Raw genomic sequence first — 15426 nt, 5'->3', positions numbered from 1 at the left:
ATCCGGGGAATGCCCCTCGTGCAAACTCGCTTAACATTGGTAGATCGTGCGACACCCACTTGAGCGCACCACGGGCAGAACTCGACGCGAAGGGAAGACATGGATCAGGCAGATCCGTTCGGATTCACAGGACTCACCTACGACGACGTCCTGCTGCTGCCAGGTCACACCGACGTGATTCCGAGCGAGGCCGACACGGCCTCCCGCCTCACCCGGCGCATCACCGTCGCGACGCCGCTCCTGTCGGCCGCGATGGACACCGTCACCGAGTCGCGAATGGCCATCGCCATGGCCCGCCAGGGCGGCATCGGCATCCTGCACCGCAACCTCTCGATCGCCGAGCAGGCCGAGATGGTCGACCGCGTGAAGCGCAGCGAGTCGGGCATGGTCTCCAATCCGGTCACGACGAGGCCCGACGCATCCGTCGCCGAGGTCGACGAGCTGTGCGCCACGTTCCGGGTCAGCGGCCTGCCCGTGATCGACGCCGACGGCATCCTCGTCGGCATCATCACGAACCGCGACATGCGCTTCGTCTCCGACTTCGAGAAGTCGTCGACGAAGGTCGCCGACGTCATGACGAAGATGCCCCTCATCACCGGTCGCGTCGGCATGAACCCCGATGAGGCGATCGCGATCTTCGCCCAGCACAAGGTCGAGAAGCTCCCGCTCGTCGACGACGAGGGCCGGCTCACGGGCCTGATCACCGTGAAGGACTTCGACAAGTCCGAGCAGTATCCGAACGCCACGAAAGACGCCGAGGGGCGCCTGCGCGTCGGTGCGGCCATGGGCTTCTTCGGCGACGCGTGGGAGCGCGCCGAGGCCCTGCGCGACGCCGGCGTCGACGTGCTCGTCGTCGACACGGCCAATGGCGAGAGCGCCGGCGTGCTCGACATCATCCGGCGGCTCAAGGCCGACCCGAGCTTCGAGCACATCGATGTCATCGGCGGCAACGTCGCGACGCGTGAGGGCGCGCAGGCGCTCGTCGACGCGGGCGCCGACGCCGTGAAGGTCGGCGTCGGGCCGGGCTCGATCTGCACGACGCGCGTCGTCGCGGGCGTGGGCGTGCCGCAGGTCACCGCCGTGTACGAGGCGTCGAAGGCCACGAGGCCGGCCGGTGTGCCGCTCATCGCCGACGGCGGGCTCCAGTACTCCGGCGACATCGCGAAGGCACTCGTCGCCGGCGCCGACACGGTCATGCTCGGCTCGCTCCTCGCCGGCACCGCCGAGAGCCCGGGTGAGCTCGTCTTCCAAAACGGCAAGCAGTTCAAGACCTACCGCGGCATGGGTTCGCTCGGCGCGCTCCAGACGCGCGGCAAGAAGACCTCCTATTCGAAGGACCGCTACTTCCAGGCGGATGTCCCGAGCGACGACAAGCTCATCCCCGAGGGAATCGAGGGCCAGGTGCCCTACCGTGGCCCGGTCTCGGCCGTCGCGTACCAGCTCGTCGGCGGTCTCCGCCAGTCGATGTTCTACGTCGGGGCCCGCAGCATCGACGAGCTCAAGGCGAAGGGACGCTTCGTGCGCATCACGCCCGCGGGCCTCAAGGAGTCGCACCCGCACGACGTGCAGATCGTGGTCGAGGCGCCGAACTACACCAGGTAGCGCAACGCGTCAGCCGATGCGGGCGTCGGCGAGCCGCGTGATCGCCTCCGAGAGCACCTCGGGCGTGCACGCGAAGTTGAGCCGGGCGTGCCCGCGTCCGACCGTCGCACCGAACGTCGGCCCGATCGCGAGCGCGACCTTCGCGTGCTCGAGTGCGTAGGCGGCGGGATCGTCGCCCCAGCCGAGCGCTGAGAGGTCGAGCCACGCGAGGTACGTGGCATCCGGGATGCGATACCGAACGCCGGGAAGCTCGTCGGCGATGAGGTCGGCGAGCAGTCGCCGGTTGTCGTCGAGGCTCGCGAGGACGCCGTCGAGCCAGGGCCCGCCCTCGCGGAACGCAGCGATCGAGGCGATCGCGCCGAACTGGCCCATGCGCCACTCGACCTCGTAGGGCAGCTGCTGCCGCACCCGGTCGGCGCGCTCGCTCGCCGTCACGACGAGCGCCGACTTCAGCCCGGCGATGTTGAACGACTTGCTCGCCGACGTGATGGCGATGCCGTGCTCGCGAGCGGTCTCCGACACGGTGAGGAACGGCGTGTACGGGGTCGCGGGCTGCGCGAGCGGGCCGTGCACCTCGTCGGCGACGATCGTGGCGTCGTGGCGGGCGGCGATCTCGGCGAGCGCGGCGAGGGTCGAGGCATCCGGCACCAATCCGATCGGATTGTGCGGGTTGCAGAGCACCATCGCCCGCGCCCCGGCCGCGAAGGCCGCGTCGATGCCGTCGAGGTCGAGCGCCCAGCCCTCGTCGATGCCGCCGAGCATCGGCACCTCGACGACAGCGCAGGACGCCTCGGCCACGAGGTCGAAGAAGGGCGGGTAGATGGGCGGGGTGATGATCACCCCGTCGCCGGGAGTCGTGACCCGTCGGAGCACCTCGACGATGCCCATGCTGACGTCGGCCGTGCAGGTGACGCGTGCCGGGTCGACCTCCCACCCGAGTCGGGTGGAGGCGAAGTCCTGGAACGCCTCGGCCACGGGCAGGCTGCCGTTCGTGTAGCCGGTGTCGGAGCGGTCGATCGCGGCGTGCAGCGCGGCCGCGATGGGCTCGGCGAGCGGGTAGTCCATCTCGGCGACCGGCAGCGGCAGCACGTCGGCCGGATACAGGCGCCATTTGGCGCTCGTGCGGGTGCGGAGTGCGTCGAGTGGCTCTGCGGCGATGCGTTGCATGCCTCCAGCTTGCCGCAGATCGGGGCGGGGTGGCAGGGCGGCACGTCGAGGGGATATCCTGATCGGCTGCCCGAAGGGCGGTGCGGCACGGCCGCGAACTCGAACGGATCATCCCATGGGCTTCATCGACGTCAACGGCGTCTCCTTCTCGCTGCCTGACGGCAGGCCGCTCCTCGCCGACCTCGCGTTCCGGGTGACGGATGCCGCCACCACGGCGCTCATCGGCGCGAACGGCGCCGGCAAGTCGACCCTCCTCCGCATCATCCGCGGCGAGCTCCGCCCCGATGAGGGCAGCGTGCAGGTCGACGGCGGCCTCGGCGTGATGGACCAGTTCGTCGGCACCGGACGCACCGCTCCCGGCGCGACCGAGACGGTGGCCGGCCTCCTCGTGTCGGTCGCGCCCGCGCGGGTGCGGGCGGTGGCGCTCGAGCTCGAGGCATCCGAGGACGCCCTCATCGAACGCGACGACACGGCCGCGCAGATGCGGTACGCGACCGCGCTCGCCGAGTACGCCGAGGCGGGCGGCTACGAGCAGGAGGTCGTGTGGGACCACTGCACGAGCGCAGCCCTCGGCATCCCGTTCGAGCGCGCCCGGTGGCGCGAACTGTCGACCCTGTCGGGCGGCGAGCAGAAGCGCCTCGCGCTCGAGGCGCTGTTCCGCGGGCCCGAGCAGGTGCTGCTCCTCGACGAGCCCGACAACTCGCTCGATGTGCCGGGCAAGCGCTGGCTCGAGGCGCAACTGCGCGCGACGCCGAAGACGGTGCTGCTCGTCTCGCACGACCGCGAGCTGCTCGCCCGCGCCGCCGACCGCATCGTGACCCTCGAGCTCGGCGCCGCCGGCAACACCGCGTGGGTGCACGGCGGCAGCTTCGAGGGCTACCACCGCGCCCGCGATGAGCGATTCGAGCGGCTCGACGAGCTGCGCCGTCGCTGGGACGAGCAGCACGTGGCGCTCAAGCAGCTCGTGGCGACCCTCAAGGTGAAGGCGACCTACAACGACGGCATGGCGTCGCGATACCAGGCCGCGCTCACGCGACTGCGCAAGTTCGAGGAGGCCGGGCCGCCCGAGGAGCGCCCGCCCGCGCAGGCAGTGTCGATGCGCTTGCGCGGCGCCCGTACCGGCAAGCGGGCCGTGGTGTGCGAGCGGCTCGAGCTCACGGGCCTCATGAAGCCGTTCGACCTCGAGGTCTGGTACGGCGACCGCGTCGCGGTACTCGGCTCGAACGGCTCGGGCAAGTCGCACTTCCTGCGGCTGCTCGCCGGCGGCGGCACGGAGCCCGATCGGCTGCTCGGGCACGTCACGACGGTCGGCGAGACCCTCGCCCGCGTGCCCCACACCGGCCGCGCGATGCTCGGCGCGCGCGTCGTGCCCGGCTGGTTCGCGCAGAACCACGACCATCCCGAGTACCGCGGGCGGACCCTCCTCGACATCCTGCACCGCGGCGACGCCAACCGCGACGGCATGGCGCGGGAGGCCGCGAGCTCGGCCCTTGATCGCTACGGGCTCGCGGCATCCGCCCAGCAGACCTTCGAGTCGCTCTCGGGCGGCCAGCAGGCACGACTGCAGATCCTGCTGCTCGAGCTCTCGGGCGCGACCCTGCTGCTGCTCGACGAACCCACCGACAACCTCGACCTCGTCTCGGCCGAGGCGCTCGAAGAGGGGCTCTCGCGATTCGACGGCACCGTGCTCGCGGTGACCCACGACCGCTGGTTCACGCGCAGCTTCGACCGGTTCGTGGTGTTCAGCGGCACGGGTGAGGTCGTGGAGTCGGATGTCCCGGTGTGGGACGAGCAGCGCGTGGTGCGCGCCCGCTAGCTTTCGTGCTGAGAGTCACGGGGTGAGTTGTGGGCGCGGAGTCGGGTCACCCGATCGGGTGAGGCGCGGAGGGATTGCCCGCACTCAGACTGATCGGCATGACGAGACAGAGAAACAACAGGCGAACGGCGATTGCCGGACCGGCGCTCATCATCGTGTGCGTGCTGCACACTGCCGTTGGAGTGCTTGCATCTGCTCCGGCGCTGGGCGAGGCATTGGCCAGCGGCTGGTTCGGAGCGATGACGAGCAACCTCGAGGTGGCGCTCTGGTTCTTGATGACCGGATTCTTCGGAATGGTCACCGGCCTGGCGATGACCGCCCTCGAGCACGCCGGGCGGCTGCCATGGTCGGTCAGCATCGCGCTGCTGATGATCGCGCTGATCGGGGTGAGCGCAGCGCCGGTGTCCGGGTTCCTGCTCGTGCTCGTGGCGGCGGTCATCGCTGTCGTGCAGTCGGCGCGCCAGAGCCGTCAGCGTCCATCGGCTGACCCGGGCAGGGGCGAACGTCCGGTCGAAGCAGTGAACCCGTCTGCGTCGGAGGGCGCCGTTCCCGAGCACTCATCACGATCAGGAAAGAGCACGGCATGAGTTCCGTCCAGTCCGTTGTCGGGTCGCAGGGTGTCGGCTCGACAACTGCGTCGACGACCGCAACAGTCACGGCAGTGCTCGGCATGCTGGGGCTGCTCGCGTTCGCGGCGGTGAACGTGCAGTTCGAGGGAACGAACCACTTCGCCGACGGACCTCTGGCGGGCTACGCCTCCGGTCTGACCGTCATGAACTGGCTGGTGGTGAGCCTCAAGCTGTTCGGGGCCGTCGTCTTGATGCTGTCGGTGAGCAAGCGGGCGACTGCGTTCGCACCGAACACGATGGCGCTGCTGCTGTGGGGAGCCTTCGGCACCTTCGCCATCTATGCGCTCGGCACGATCGGCGAGGCCGCCGCACTGGCAACCGGGATCGCCGGAGGCCCCGACGACATCGATGCGCCCGGCGTCGTCTACCTGCTGGGCACGGTGTTCTTCGCGGCGTGCTTCGGTGTCGCGGCGAGCTCGTACTCTCGGCGCACACGCTGGCGACCGGCCCCGATCGTGGCCGGCCTCCTGGGCGCGCCGATTCTCCTCGCCGGCATCCTGGTGCTCGTGCCGACGTTGCTGGTCGCTCTCGGCGTCATGCCAGCGCTGTAGAGCGTCATGTCGCCGCTGTGGATCAATGCGAGTTCCGGTGGACGCCCTGCTCCTCTCAACCGGCGGAGTATCGGCCGGGTAGGGTTGCAGGGTGACCCAGGAGATCGAGATCGGCCGCGCCAAACGGGGCCGCCGCGTGTACGCGTTCGACGACATCGCGATCGTGCCGAGCCGACGCACGCGCGACCCCGAAGACGTCTCCGTCAGCTGGTCGATCGATGCCTACCAGTTCGACATCCCGTTCCTCGCGGCCCCCATGGATTCCGTCGTCTCACCACGCACGGCGATCATGATGGGCCAGCTCGGCGGCCTCGGCGTGCTCGACCTCGAGGGCCTGTGGACCCGCTACGAAGACCCCGAGCCGGTGCTCGCCGAGATCCGTTCGCTCGCCGACGCCGATGCCACCGACCGCATGCAGCAGCTCTACTCCGAGCCCATCAAGCCCGACCTCGTCACGGCGCGGCTCGCCGAGATCCGCGCGGCCGGCGTCACGGTCGCCGGCGCCCTCTCGCCGCAGCGCACCCAAGAGCTCTATTCGACGGTCGTGGCGGCGGGCGTCGACCTCTTCGTGATCCGCGGCACCACCGTGTCGGCCGAGCACGTCTCGAAGAACCAGGAGCCGCTGAACCTCAAGAAGTTCATCTACGAGCTCGACGTTCCGGTCATCGTCGGTGGGGCGGCCACCTACACCGCCGCCCTGCACCTCATGCGCACGGGTGCTGCGGGCGTGCTCGTCGGATTCGGCGGGGGAGCGGCGTCCACCACGCGCGCGACGCTCGGCATCCACGCACCCATGGCCACGGCGGTCGCGGATGTCGCGGGCGCACGTCGCGACTACCTCGACGAGTCGGGCGGACGCTACGTGCACGTCATCGCCGACGGCGGCGTGGGCAAGTCGGGCGACATCGTGAAGGCCATCGCGTGCGGCGCCGACGCCGTCATGCTCGGTGCGGCGCTGGCACGGGCGACGGATGCCCCGGGCGCCGGCTATCACTGGGGCGCCGAGGCGCACCACTCCAAGCTCCCGCGCGGCCAGCGCGTCGAGGTCGGGCAGGTCGCACCGCTCGAGGAGATCCTCTACGGGCCGGCACCCGCCGCCGACGGCACGGCGAACCTCATCGGGGCGCTGCGCAAGTCGATGGCGACCACCGGATACTCCGACCTCAAGGAATTCCAGCGCGTCGACATCATCGTCGCGCCCTACGACGCGGTGTGAGCCCGCGCGTTCGATGGCGAACCGGCACCCCCTCGGGTAGCGTGGAAATCGGATCGCGCGGCCGTGCCCGTGAGGCCGCGGGGATGGGGTTACGACCATGGCGAGACTCAAGTCCGTGACGCGTTCGACCAAGCTCGGACCCGAGGAGCGAGAGGCCGCCATCACGCGGCTGAAGGAGAAAGAGCTCGACATCCTCGTGGTCGGCGGCGGCATCGTCGGCACCGGTGCGGCCCTCGACGCGGTGACGCGGGGCCTCTCGACCGGACTGCTCGAGGCGCGCGACTGGGCGTCGGGCACGTCGAGCCGGTCGTCGAAGCTCGTGCACGGCGGCATCCGCTACCTCGAACAGCTCGACTTCCGCCTGGTGCGGGAGGCGCTCATCGAACGAGGCCTCCTGCTGCAGCGCATCGCGCCGCACCTCGTGAAGCCCGTGCGCTTCCTCTACCCGCTGAAGACGCGGTTCATCGAGCGGTTCTACGTGGGCGCCGGCATGATGCTCTACGACATCTTCAGCTACAGCGGCGGCCGGCCCCCCGGGGTCCCGCACCACCGGCACCTCTCGAAGCGCCAGGTGCGCAAGGCCATTCCCTCGCTCGCGCCGAACGCGCTCATCGGCGGGCTCACGTACTACGACGCGCAGGTCGACGACGCACGCTACGTGGCATCGCTCGCCCGAACGGCCTCGTTCTACGGCGCGCACGTGGCGAGCCGGGTCAAGGTCGAGGGCTTCATCAAGGTCGGCGAGCGCGTGGTGGGCGTGAAGGCGCACGACCTGCAGACCGATGAGCGCTTCGAGGTGCGTGCCAAGCAGGTCGTGAACGCGACGGGCGTCTGGACCGACGACACGCAGCGCATGGTCGGCGAACGCGGCACCTTCAAGGTGCGGGCCTCGAAGGGCATCCACCTCGTCGTGCCCCGCGACCGCATCCAGTCGGCCATGGGCATGATCTTCCGCACCGAGAAGAGCGTGCTGTTCGTCATCCCCTGGGGCCGGCACTGGCTCATCGGCACGACCGACACCGACTGGAACCTCGACAAGGCGCACCCCGCGGCCACGGCAGCCGACATCGACTACCTGCTCGAGCACGTGAACGCCGTGCTCGCGGTGCCGCTCACGCGCGAAGACGTCGAGGGCGTCTTCGCCGGCCTGCGGCCGCTCCTCGCCGGCGAGAGCGACCAGACCTCGAAGCTCTCCCGGGAGCACCTCGTGGCGCACACCGTGCCCGGGCTCGTCGTGATCGCCGGCGGCAAGTGGACGACCTACCGGGTCATGGCCAAGGACGCCATCGACGCGGCCGCCGACGCGCTCGACGGCAAGGTGCCCGCGTCGACGACGCAGGACATCCCGCTCCTCGGGGCCGAGGGCTACCAGGCGGCGTGGAACAAGCGCGGCAAGATCGCCAGCGCGTTCGGCGTGCACAAGGTGCGCATCGAGCACCTCCTGAACCGCTACGGCACGATGACCGACGAACTCCTCGACCTCATCCGCGACGATGCCTCGCTCGGCGAGCCCCTGCCCGGCGCCGACGACTACCTCGGGGCCGAGGTCGTGTACGCGGCATCCCACGAGGGAGCCCTGCATCTCGACGACGTGCTCGCACGCCGCACCCGCATCTCGATCGAGGCGTGGGACCGCGGGGTCTCGGCGGCACCGGTCGCAGCGAAGCTCATGGGCAAGGTGCTGGGCTGGGATGCCGCGCGCGAGGCGCTCGAGGTGGAGCGCTATCTCGAGCGCGTCGCCGCCGAGCGCGCCTCGCAGGAGCAGCCCGACGACGAGTCGGCCGACCGCGTGCGGCTCGAGGCGCGCGACATCGTGAAGGTCGACTGAGCCGGCGCAGATAGACTGGAGCGCGACGCACTCGAGACCGAGGAGTCTGCGCAATGGTCGATGTCCGCCGGGTCACCCTCCCCGGGGTCGGCGTGCTGCACTCGTTCGAGACGGCCGACGGCGTCGAGCTCGCGGTCGTCGCGCATCGCACCGGGTCGAGCGACCTCGTCACGCGGCCGGCGAGCGGCGATGACGACGCGGCCTCGATGGTGCGCCTCGACGAAGACGAGGCACGGACCCTCGCCGACCTCCTCGGCGGCACGCGCATCGTCGAGTCCATCACCGAGCTCGACGAGCTGCCGGGTGTTCCCATCGACTGGATCACGATCGACGCCGACGACGCCATCGCCGGGCGTCCCCTCGGCGTGATGCCCGCAGCACCCGGTGTCGCCCTCGTCGCCATCGTGCGCGACGACCACGCGCATCCGTCACCCGCAGCCGACTTCGTCGTGCAGGCCGGCGACACCATCGTCGCGGTCGGTCCGACCGAGGGCATCGAGACGATGTTCCGCGCAGTCCACGACGGCGCCGGATTCCGTGAGGACACCGGCGCCTGATGCTCACGATGATGGTGCGCCCACGCTGGGTGCTCGCGCTCCTCCTCGCCCTCGGCATCGCCGCGGCATTCGCGCTGCTCGGGCAATGGCAGCTCGAGCGTGCCGTCGAGCAGGCCGCGGTCGTCGAACGACCGACTGAGGAGGTGCGGCCGCTCGCCGACGTTGCCGAGCCCGACCGTCCGACCGAGCAGGCCGCGACCGCGCAGCGCGTCGAGGTCTCGGGCGAGATCGTGCCGGGCGACACGGTGCTCATCGAGGGGCGGCTCAACGACGGCGTGGCCGGCTTCTGGGTGGTGGCCCACCTCGAGGTGACGGATGCCGCGCCAGGCGGGCTGCCCATCGCACTCGGCTGGGCGCCCGACGAGGCATCCGCCCGCGCGGCCCTCGAGCGCGTCGACGCCGACGCGGCCGAGGCGGCGGGCGACCCGGTCACGATCGTCGGACGCTTCCTGCCGAGCGAGGCACCGATCGTGCCCGACGAGGGCGACGACCCCTTTGCAATGCAGACCGTGGCCGTCGCCCAGCTCATCAACCTGTGGGCCGACTACGACGACCGGCCCGTGTACTTCGGCTACGTCACCACGACAGAGCCGGCAGCGGGGCTCGAGGCCATCGTCTCGCCCCCGCCCGAGCAGTCGGTCGAGCTCAACTGGCTGAACATCTTCTACGCGCTCGAGTGGGCGGTGTTCGCGGGGTTCGCGGTATTCCTCTGGTACCGGCTCGTGCGCGACGCCGTCGAGCGCGAGCGGGAGCTCGCCGCGGCCGGGGCCGCCGAGGCGGAGAACGCCGTTCCGGGCACCGGTGTGAAGGCCGCCGAGTCGAGCGCCGGGGCATCCGGAACCGAGTGACGGGCGTTTCCGCCTGCGGCGAACGCCGGAAGCGCGACCCGCGCGCGGGGCGATGATTTCCGTGTGGACACCGAAGACCCGCTCGACGCGTACTCCGCCATCGTCACGGCCGTCGCCAGGGACGTGCTGCCGAGCGTGGCGAGCCTCGCCGTGCGCACCCGGCGGGGCGACGGCGCCGGCAGCGCGAGCGTCATCACCGCCGACGGCTTCCTGCTGACGAGTGCGCACGTCGTCGCGGGCGCGACGGCGGCCGAGGCGTTGTTCGGCGACGGCACCTCGGTCGCCGTCGACGTCGTGGGTCGTGACGTGCTCTCCGACCTCGCGGTGCTGCGTGCCCGCGCCACGGTGCCCGCGCCCGTCGAGCTCGGCGAAGCGGGCGAACTCAAGGTCGGGCAGCTCGTCGTCGCGCTCGGCAACCCGCTCGGCCTCGCGGGCAGCGTCACCGCCGGCATCGTCTCGAGCCTCGGACGGTCGCTGCCCACCGCGTCGGGTCGCGTCATCGACGAGGTCATCCAGACGGATGCCGCGCTGAACCCCGGCAACTCCGGCGGCGTGCTCGCCGACGGCCGCGGCCGCATGGTGGGAGTGAACACCGCGGTCGCCGGCATCGGCCTCGGACTCGCCGTGCCCATCAACCGCGCCACCCGCGAGATCATCGCCGCGCTCATGAGCACGGGTCGCGTGCGTCGCGCGTGGCTCGGCATCGCGGGGGCGAAGGTGCAGCTCGCACCGGCGCTCGCCGCCCGCATCGGCTCGCCGACCGGACTGCAGGTCGCGGGTGTCGCGCCCGACAGCCCGGCCGAGCTCGCCGGGATTCACCGCGGCGACATCGTCGTCTCGCTCGACAAGCAGGACGTCGTGACCTCCACGTCGATCCAGAAGCTGATGGTCGAGAACGCGATCGACCGGCAACTCGAGATGACGGTCTGGCGCAACGGGGCGCTCGTCGACGTCTTCGTCGTGCCTCGCGAGCTCGTCGACGTGTGAGACGCCGCCTCGTGCGCGCGAAGTAGACTGGTCGCATGCCCCTCGAGCCGAAACTCGCCGACCTGCCGCGCATTCGCGGGGCACTGAAGTTCTACCAGGTCGCCTCGATCATCACCGGCGTGCTGCTCCTCGCACTCTGCGCCGAGATGATCATGAAGTACGCCTTCGGCCTCGAGCTCGAGCTCGGCGGCCAGCACGGCTTCCTCGCGTTCGTGCCGGGCGACGCCGTCACGGCCGTGAACCTCTCGACCGGCATCCTCATCGTGCACGGCTGGTTCTACGTCGTGTACCTCTTCAGCGACTTCCGCCTCTGGAGCCTCATGCGGTGGCTGTTCGGCCGGTTCATCCTCATCGCGCTCGGCGGCATCATCCCGTTCCTCTCCTTCTTCCTCGAGGCGCGCATCGGCCGCGAGGTGCGGGCGTACCTCGAGGGGCGCGAGGCGGGCTCCGCCGGCGTGGCAGCCGGTGCCGCGCCCGCGACATCCGACCCGACCATCGACTCCGTGGAGGCCCAGCCGTGACCGACCAGCCCGAGCAGCCCACCGAGCAGCGGCCCGTGCTCGTCGTCGACTTCGGCGCGCAGTACGCGCAGCTCATCGCGCGGCGGGTGCGCGAGGCATCCGTCTATTCCGAGATCGTCCCGCACACGATCACCGCGGCCGAGGTCGCCGCGAAGAACCCGGTGGGCATCGTGCTGTCGGGCGGTCCGTCGTCGGTCTACGAAGAGGGCGCTCCCGCGCTCGACGAGGGCATCCTCGAGCTCGGTTTACCGACGCTCGGCATCTGCTACGGCTTCCAGGTCATGGCCCGCCAGCTCGGCGGCGAGGTCGCGCACACGGGCCTGCGGGAGTACGGCGCGACGGCGGCCACGGTGACGGATGGGTCGGGCAACGCATTGCTCGACGGCCAGCCCGGTGCGCAGACCGTCTGGATGAGCCACGGCGACTCGGTCGCCCGTGCCCCCGAGGGGTTCGAGGTGCTCGCGTCGACCGCCTCGACGCCCGTCGCCGCGTTCGCGAACGACGAGAAGGGCTTCTACGGCGTGCAGTGGCACCCCGAGGTGAAGCACTCGGAGTTCGGGCAGCAGGTCATCGAGAACTTCCTGCACAAGGCCGCGGGCATCCCCGCCGAGTGGAACTCGGGCAACGTCATCGCCGAGCAGGTCGCGCGCATCCGCGAGCAGGTCGGCTCGGCGCGCGTCATCTCCGCACTCTCGGGCGGCGTCGACTCTGCGGTGTCGACCGCCCTCGTGCACGAGGCCGTCGGCGACCAGCTGACGGCGGTGTTCGTCGACCACGGGCTGCTTCGCCAGGGCGAGCGCGAGCAGGTGCAGAACGATTACGTCGCTGCCACGGGCGTGCGCCTCGTCACGATCGACGCGGTCGACATCTTCCTCGACGCACTGGCCGGTGTCAGCGACCCCGAGGAGAAGCGCAAGATCATCGGCCGGGAGTTCATCCGGGCCTTCGAGCAGGCCGAGCGCGACCTGATCGCCGAGGCTGCGGCCGACGGGCAGCCGATCAAGTTCCTCGTTCAGGGCACGCTCTACCCCGACGTGGTCGAGTCGGGCGGCGGCACGGGCACCGCGAACATCAAGAGCCACCACAACGTCGGCGGCCTGCCCGAAGACCTGCAGTTCGAGCTCGTCGAGCCGCTGCGCACGCTCTTCAAAGACGAGGTGCGCCAGATCGGCCGTGACCTCGGCCTGCCCGAGGCGATCGTCGGCCGCCAGCCGTTTCCGGGGCCAGGCCTCGGAATCCGCATCGTGGGTGAGGTTACCCGTGAGCGCCTCGATCTGCTCCGCCAGGCCGATGCGATCGCGCGCGAAGAGCTGACGGCCGCGGGCCTCGATCGAGAGATCTGGCAGTGCCCGGTCGTGCTCCTCGCCGACGTGCGCTCGGTGGGCGTGCAGGGCGACGGCCGCACCTACGGGCATCCCATCGTGCTGCGCCCCGTCTCGTCTGAAGACGCGATGACCGCCGACTGGACCCGCCTGCCCTACGACGTGCTCGCGAAGATCTCGAACCGCATCACCAACGAGGTGCCCGAGGTCAACCGGGTCGTGCTCGACGTCACGTCGAAGCCGCCGGGCACGATCGAGTGGGAGTAGCGCTGACGAACGCAAGAACGGCCGCCCCGAGGGGCGGCCGTTCTCGGCTGGAGCGTCAGTGCGTCAGTCGCTCGACTGCGCGATGGCGAGCATGCGCAGGATCTCGAGGTAGAGCCAGATGACCGTGACCATGATGCCGAACACGCCGGTCCACTCGTACTTCTTCGGGGCGCGGTTGCGCACGCCCTGCTGGATGAAGTCGAAGTCGAGCACGAGCGAGTAGGCCGCCATGATGACGACGAGCACGCCGAGGATCAGGCCGAGCGGGATACCCATGATCTCAATGGAACGCAGGCCGAACGCGTTGTCGGTCGCGCCGAAGAGCATCATGCCGAGGTTCACGAGCGAGAACACCGCATAGCCGACCATGGCGATGAGGAAGATCTTCGTCGCCTTCTTCGAGGCGCGGATCTTGCCAGAGGCGAACAGGGCGAGCGTCACGCCGACCACGACGAGGGTCGCGATGACGGCCTGGGCGACGATGCCGCCGCCGAATGCCGTCTCGTACCAGGCCGAGATGCCGCCGACGAAGATGCCCTGCACGCCCGCGTAGGCGAGCACGAGGCCGGGCGACGGCTCCTTCTTGAAGATGTTGACGAGCGCGAGCACGAAGCCCACGATGCCGGCGCCGATCCACAGGAACGGCAGCGACTCGGTGGTGACCCAGCCGAGCGCGGCGCCCACGACGAGCAGGCCGAACGAGACGGCCGCCTTCTGGAGCGTCGTCTCGACCGTCATCGTCTCACCGGCGGGCGGCGTGGCGGGCTGGTTGTACATCTCCTGGAGCTGCTGGGCCGAGACGTCTTGTGCTGCGGCCACGGCTCCCTGCGAAGAGAATGCGGGGTTCCGCGAATACGCGGGGTTGTCGAGAGCCATGGTTTCCTCTGCTTTCGGCTGTCGTCGGTGCGGGGGAGCGGCGGTCGGATGCGGCATCCGTCGCCGGAATCAAACCTACCCGCTCTGAGTGAGACAACGCCCTGAGTTTCCGGGGGATTCCCGCGTGCCCGAGGGCCGCATCGCTACGCTGGGGCGCATGCTGTCGGACACCGCCTCGCGCCCGCTCGTCATCGGCCATCGCGGCGCGCCGGGCTACCGCCCCGAGCACACGCGATCGGCTTACGAGCTGGCCTTCGCGCTCGGCGCCGACGCGGTCGAGCCCGACCTCGTCGCCACCCGCGACGGCGTGCTCGTCCTGCGTCACGAGAACGAGATCTCAGGCACGACGGATGTCGCGAGGCGGCCCGAGTTCGTCGGCCGGCGCACCACGCGCGAGGTCGACGGGCGAGCCCTCACCGGATGGTTCACCGAGGACTTCACGTGGGCCGAGCTCTCCACCCTCCGTGCCCGCGAGCGACTCGGGCGGGTGCGCCAGGCGAGTGCGAGCTTCGACGACCGCTACCCCGTGATCCGCCTCCGCGACCTGTTCGAGCTCATCGACGCGGCCGCCGACGAACGCGGCCGGGTCCTGCGCATGGTCGCCGAGTTCAAGCACGCCGCCTACTTCGACGAGCTCGGGCTGCCCCTCGACGAGCTGTTCGTGGCGGAGCTCGACGCGGCCGGCTGGGGCCGCGGCGACGATCGTCTCATCATGGAGGCGTTCGAGCCGACCCTGCTCGAGCGCCTCGGAGCCCGCGGCATCCGGGGCAAGCGGGTGTTCCTCATCGAGGCGACCGGGGCGCCGTGGGACCTCGTGCTCGCCGACGGACACGGCGCCCGCAGCTACGACTCGTTCGTGACCGAGCAGGGCCTGCTCGGGCTCACCGGCCGGTTCGACGGGGTCAGTGTCGGCAAGCCGCGGCTCGTCGGCGGGACCCAGACGAGACGGGGAGCGGATGCCCCGGGGGCACCCCTCACGGGCGCGGAGCTCGTCGACGCCGCGCACGCGGCCGGCCTCGAGATCTTCACGTGGACCCTGCGGCCCGAGAACCGCTTCCTCGCCGGCGGGTACCGCCGAGGCACCGTGCGCGCCGCCTTCGGCGACTGGCTCGGGGAGTTCACGCACATCGTCGACATGGGCGTCGACGGGATCTTCGTCGACCACCCCGACCTCGGCGTCGTGGCGCGCGACTGGTCGCTCGGGCGCGCAGGCTGAGGGCGGCCTCGCGACGCCGTCGC

General features: G+C 70.5%; 14 protein-coding genes. 12 read left to right on the top strand and 2 right to left on the bottom strand.

What is annotated here, in order from left to right; genetic code table 11:
* Nucleotides 1-99: 99 nt before the first annotated feature.
* The gene (gene guaB / locus QFZ26_RS03800) at nt 100-1602 is read left to right on the top strand and encodes an IMP dehydrogenase (protein WP_307039413.1); all 1503 of its coding nucleotides are present in this window, start codon (nt 100-102) and stop codon (nt 1600-1602) included.
* Nucleotides 1603-1611: 9 nt separating this feature from the next.
* Here the strand turns inward: guaB and QFZ26_RS03795 are convergent, their stop codons facing one another.
* Nucleotides 1612-2769 (bottom strand): MalY/PatB family protein, encoded by a 1158-nt coding sequence (locus QFZ26_RS03795; protein ID WP_307039411.1) that lies wholly within the window; start codon nt 2767-2769, stop codon nt 1612-1614.
* Between the two features lie 115 nt (nt 2770-2884).
* Between QFZ26_RS03795 and QFZ26_RS03790 the strand changes: the two genes are divergently transcribed.
* The 10 genes from QFZ26_RS03790 (at nt 2885) to guaA (ending at nt 13311) form a co-directional block, all read left to right on the top strand.
* A complete protein-coding gene (locus QFZ26_RS03790) occupies nt 2885-4585 on the top strand; it encodes an ABC-F family ATP-binding cassette domain-containing protein (protein WP_307039410.1) in 1701 nt (566 codons plus the stop codon).
* A gap of 98 nt (nt 4586-4683) precedes the next feature.
* Nucleotides 4684-5172, top strand: a complete 489-nt coding sequence (locus QFZ26_RS03785; protein WP_307039408.1) for a DUF6463 family protein — start codon at nt 4684-4686, stop codon at nt 5170-5172.
* Nucleotides 5169-5765, top strand: coding sequence for a hypothetical protein (locus tag QFZ26_RS03780; RefSeq protein WP_307039406.1), 597 nt, complete (start codon nt 5169-5171; stop codon nt 5763-5765). The genes QFZ26_RS03785 and QFZ26_RS03780 overlap by 4 nt, the downstream gene beginning before the upstream one ends.
* Nucleotides 5766-5856: 91 nt before the next feature.
* Complete coding sequence (locus QFZ26_RS03775) at nt 5857-6981, top strand: GuaB3 family IMP dehydrogenase-related protein (RefSeq protein ID WP_307039404.1); 1125 nt, start codon at nt 5857-5859, stop codon at nt 6979-6981.
* Nucleotides 6982-7078: 97 nt separating this feature from the next.
* The gene (locus tag QFZ26_RS03770) at nt 7079-8809 is read left to right on the top strand and encodes a glycerol-3-phosphate dehydrogenase/oxidase (RefSeq protein WP_307039402.1); all 1731 of its coding nucleotides are present in this window, start codon (nt 7079-7081) and stop codon (nt 8807-8809) included.
* Nucleotides 8810-8862: 53 nt separating this feature from the next.
* The gene (locus QFZ26_RS03765; RefSeq protein ID WP_307039400.1) at nt 8863-9366 is read left to right on the top strand and encodes a cation:proton antiporter regulatory subunit; all 504 of its coding nucleotides are present in this window, start codon (nt 8863-8865) and stop codon (nt 9364-9366) included.
* On the top strand, nt 9366-10214 hold the full coding sequence (locus QFZ26_RS03760) for an SURF1 family protein (RefSeq protein WP_307039398.1): 849 nt from the start codon (nt 9366-9368) through the stop codon (nt 10212-10214). The genes QFZ26_RS03765 and QFZ26_RS03760 overlap by 1 nt, the downstream gene beginning before the upstream one ends.
* A 63-nt stretch (nt 10215-10277) precedes the next feature.
* Entirely contained in the window at nt 10278-11201 is a 924-nt protein-coding gene (locus tag QFZ26_RS03755; protein ID WP_307039396.1) for a S1C family serine protease, read from the top strand.
* A 35-nt stretch (nt 11202-11236) separates the two neighbouring features.
* A complete protein-coding gene (locus QFZ26_RS03750) occupies nt 11237-11722 on the top strand; it encodes a DUF3817 domain-containing protein (protein WP_307039394.1) in 486 nt (161 codons plus the stop codon).
* On the top strand, nt 11719-13311 hold the full coding sequence (guaA, locus tag QFZ26_RS03745; protein ID WP_307039392.1) for a glutamine-hydrolyzing GMP synthase: 1593 nt from the start codon (nt 11719-11721) through the stop codon (nt 13309-13311). Before QFZ26_RS03750 ends, guaA begins: the two co-directional genes overlap by 4 nt.
* A gap of 63 nt (nt 13312-13374) precedes the next feature.
* Here guaA and QFZ26_RS03740 read toward each other — a convergent pair whose 3' ends face one another.
* Complete coding sequence (locus tag QFZ26_RS03740) at nt 13375-14187, bottom strand: Bax inhibitor-1/YccA family protein (protein ID WP_307039390.1); 813 nt, start codon at nt 14185-14187, stop codon at nt 13375-13377.
* 157 nt (nt 14188-14344) lie between these two features.
* Between QFZ26_RS03740 and QFZ26_RS03735 the strand changes: the two genes are divergently transcribed.
* Nucleotides 14345-15403, top strand: a complete 1059-nt coding sequence (locus QFZ26_RS03735; RefSeq protein WP_307039388.1) for a glycerophosphodiester phosphodiesterase family protein — start codon at nt 14345-14347, stop codon at nt 15401-15403.
* Nucleotides 15404-15426 lie beyond the last annotated feature (23 nt).

It is taken from the genome of Agromyces ramosus, from assembly GCF_030817175.1.
GTDB classification, from domain to species: domain Bacteria; phylum Actinomycetota; class Actinomycetes; order Actinomycetales; family Microbacteriaceae; genus Agromyces; species Agromyces ramosus_A.
Note: the sequence above shows the minus strand (reverse complement) of the source record. Positions and strands in the feature narration are given on the sequence as shown.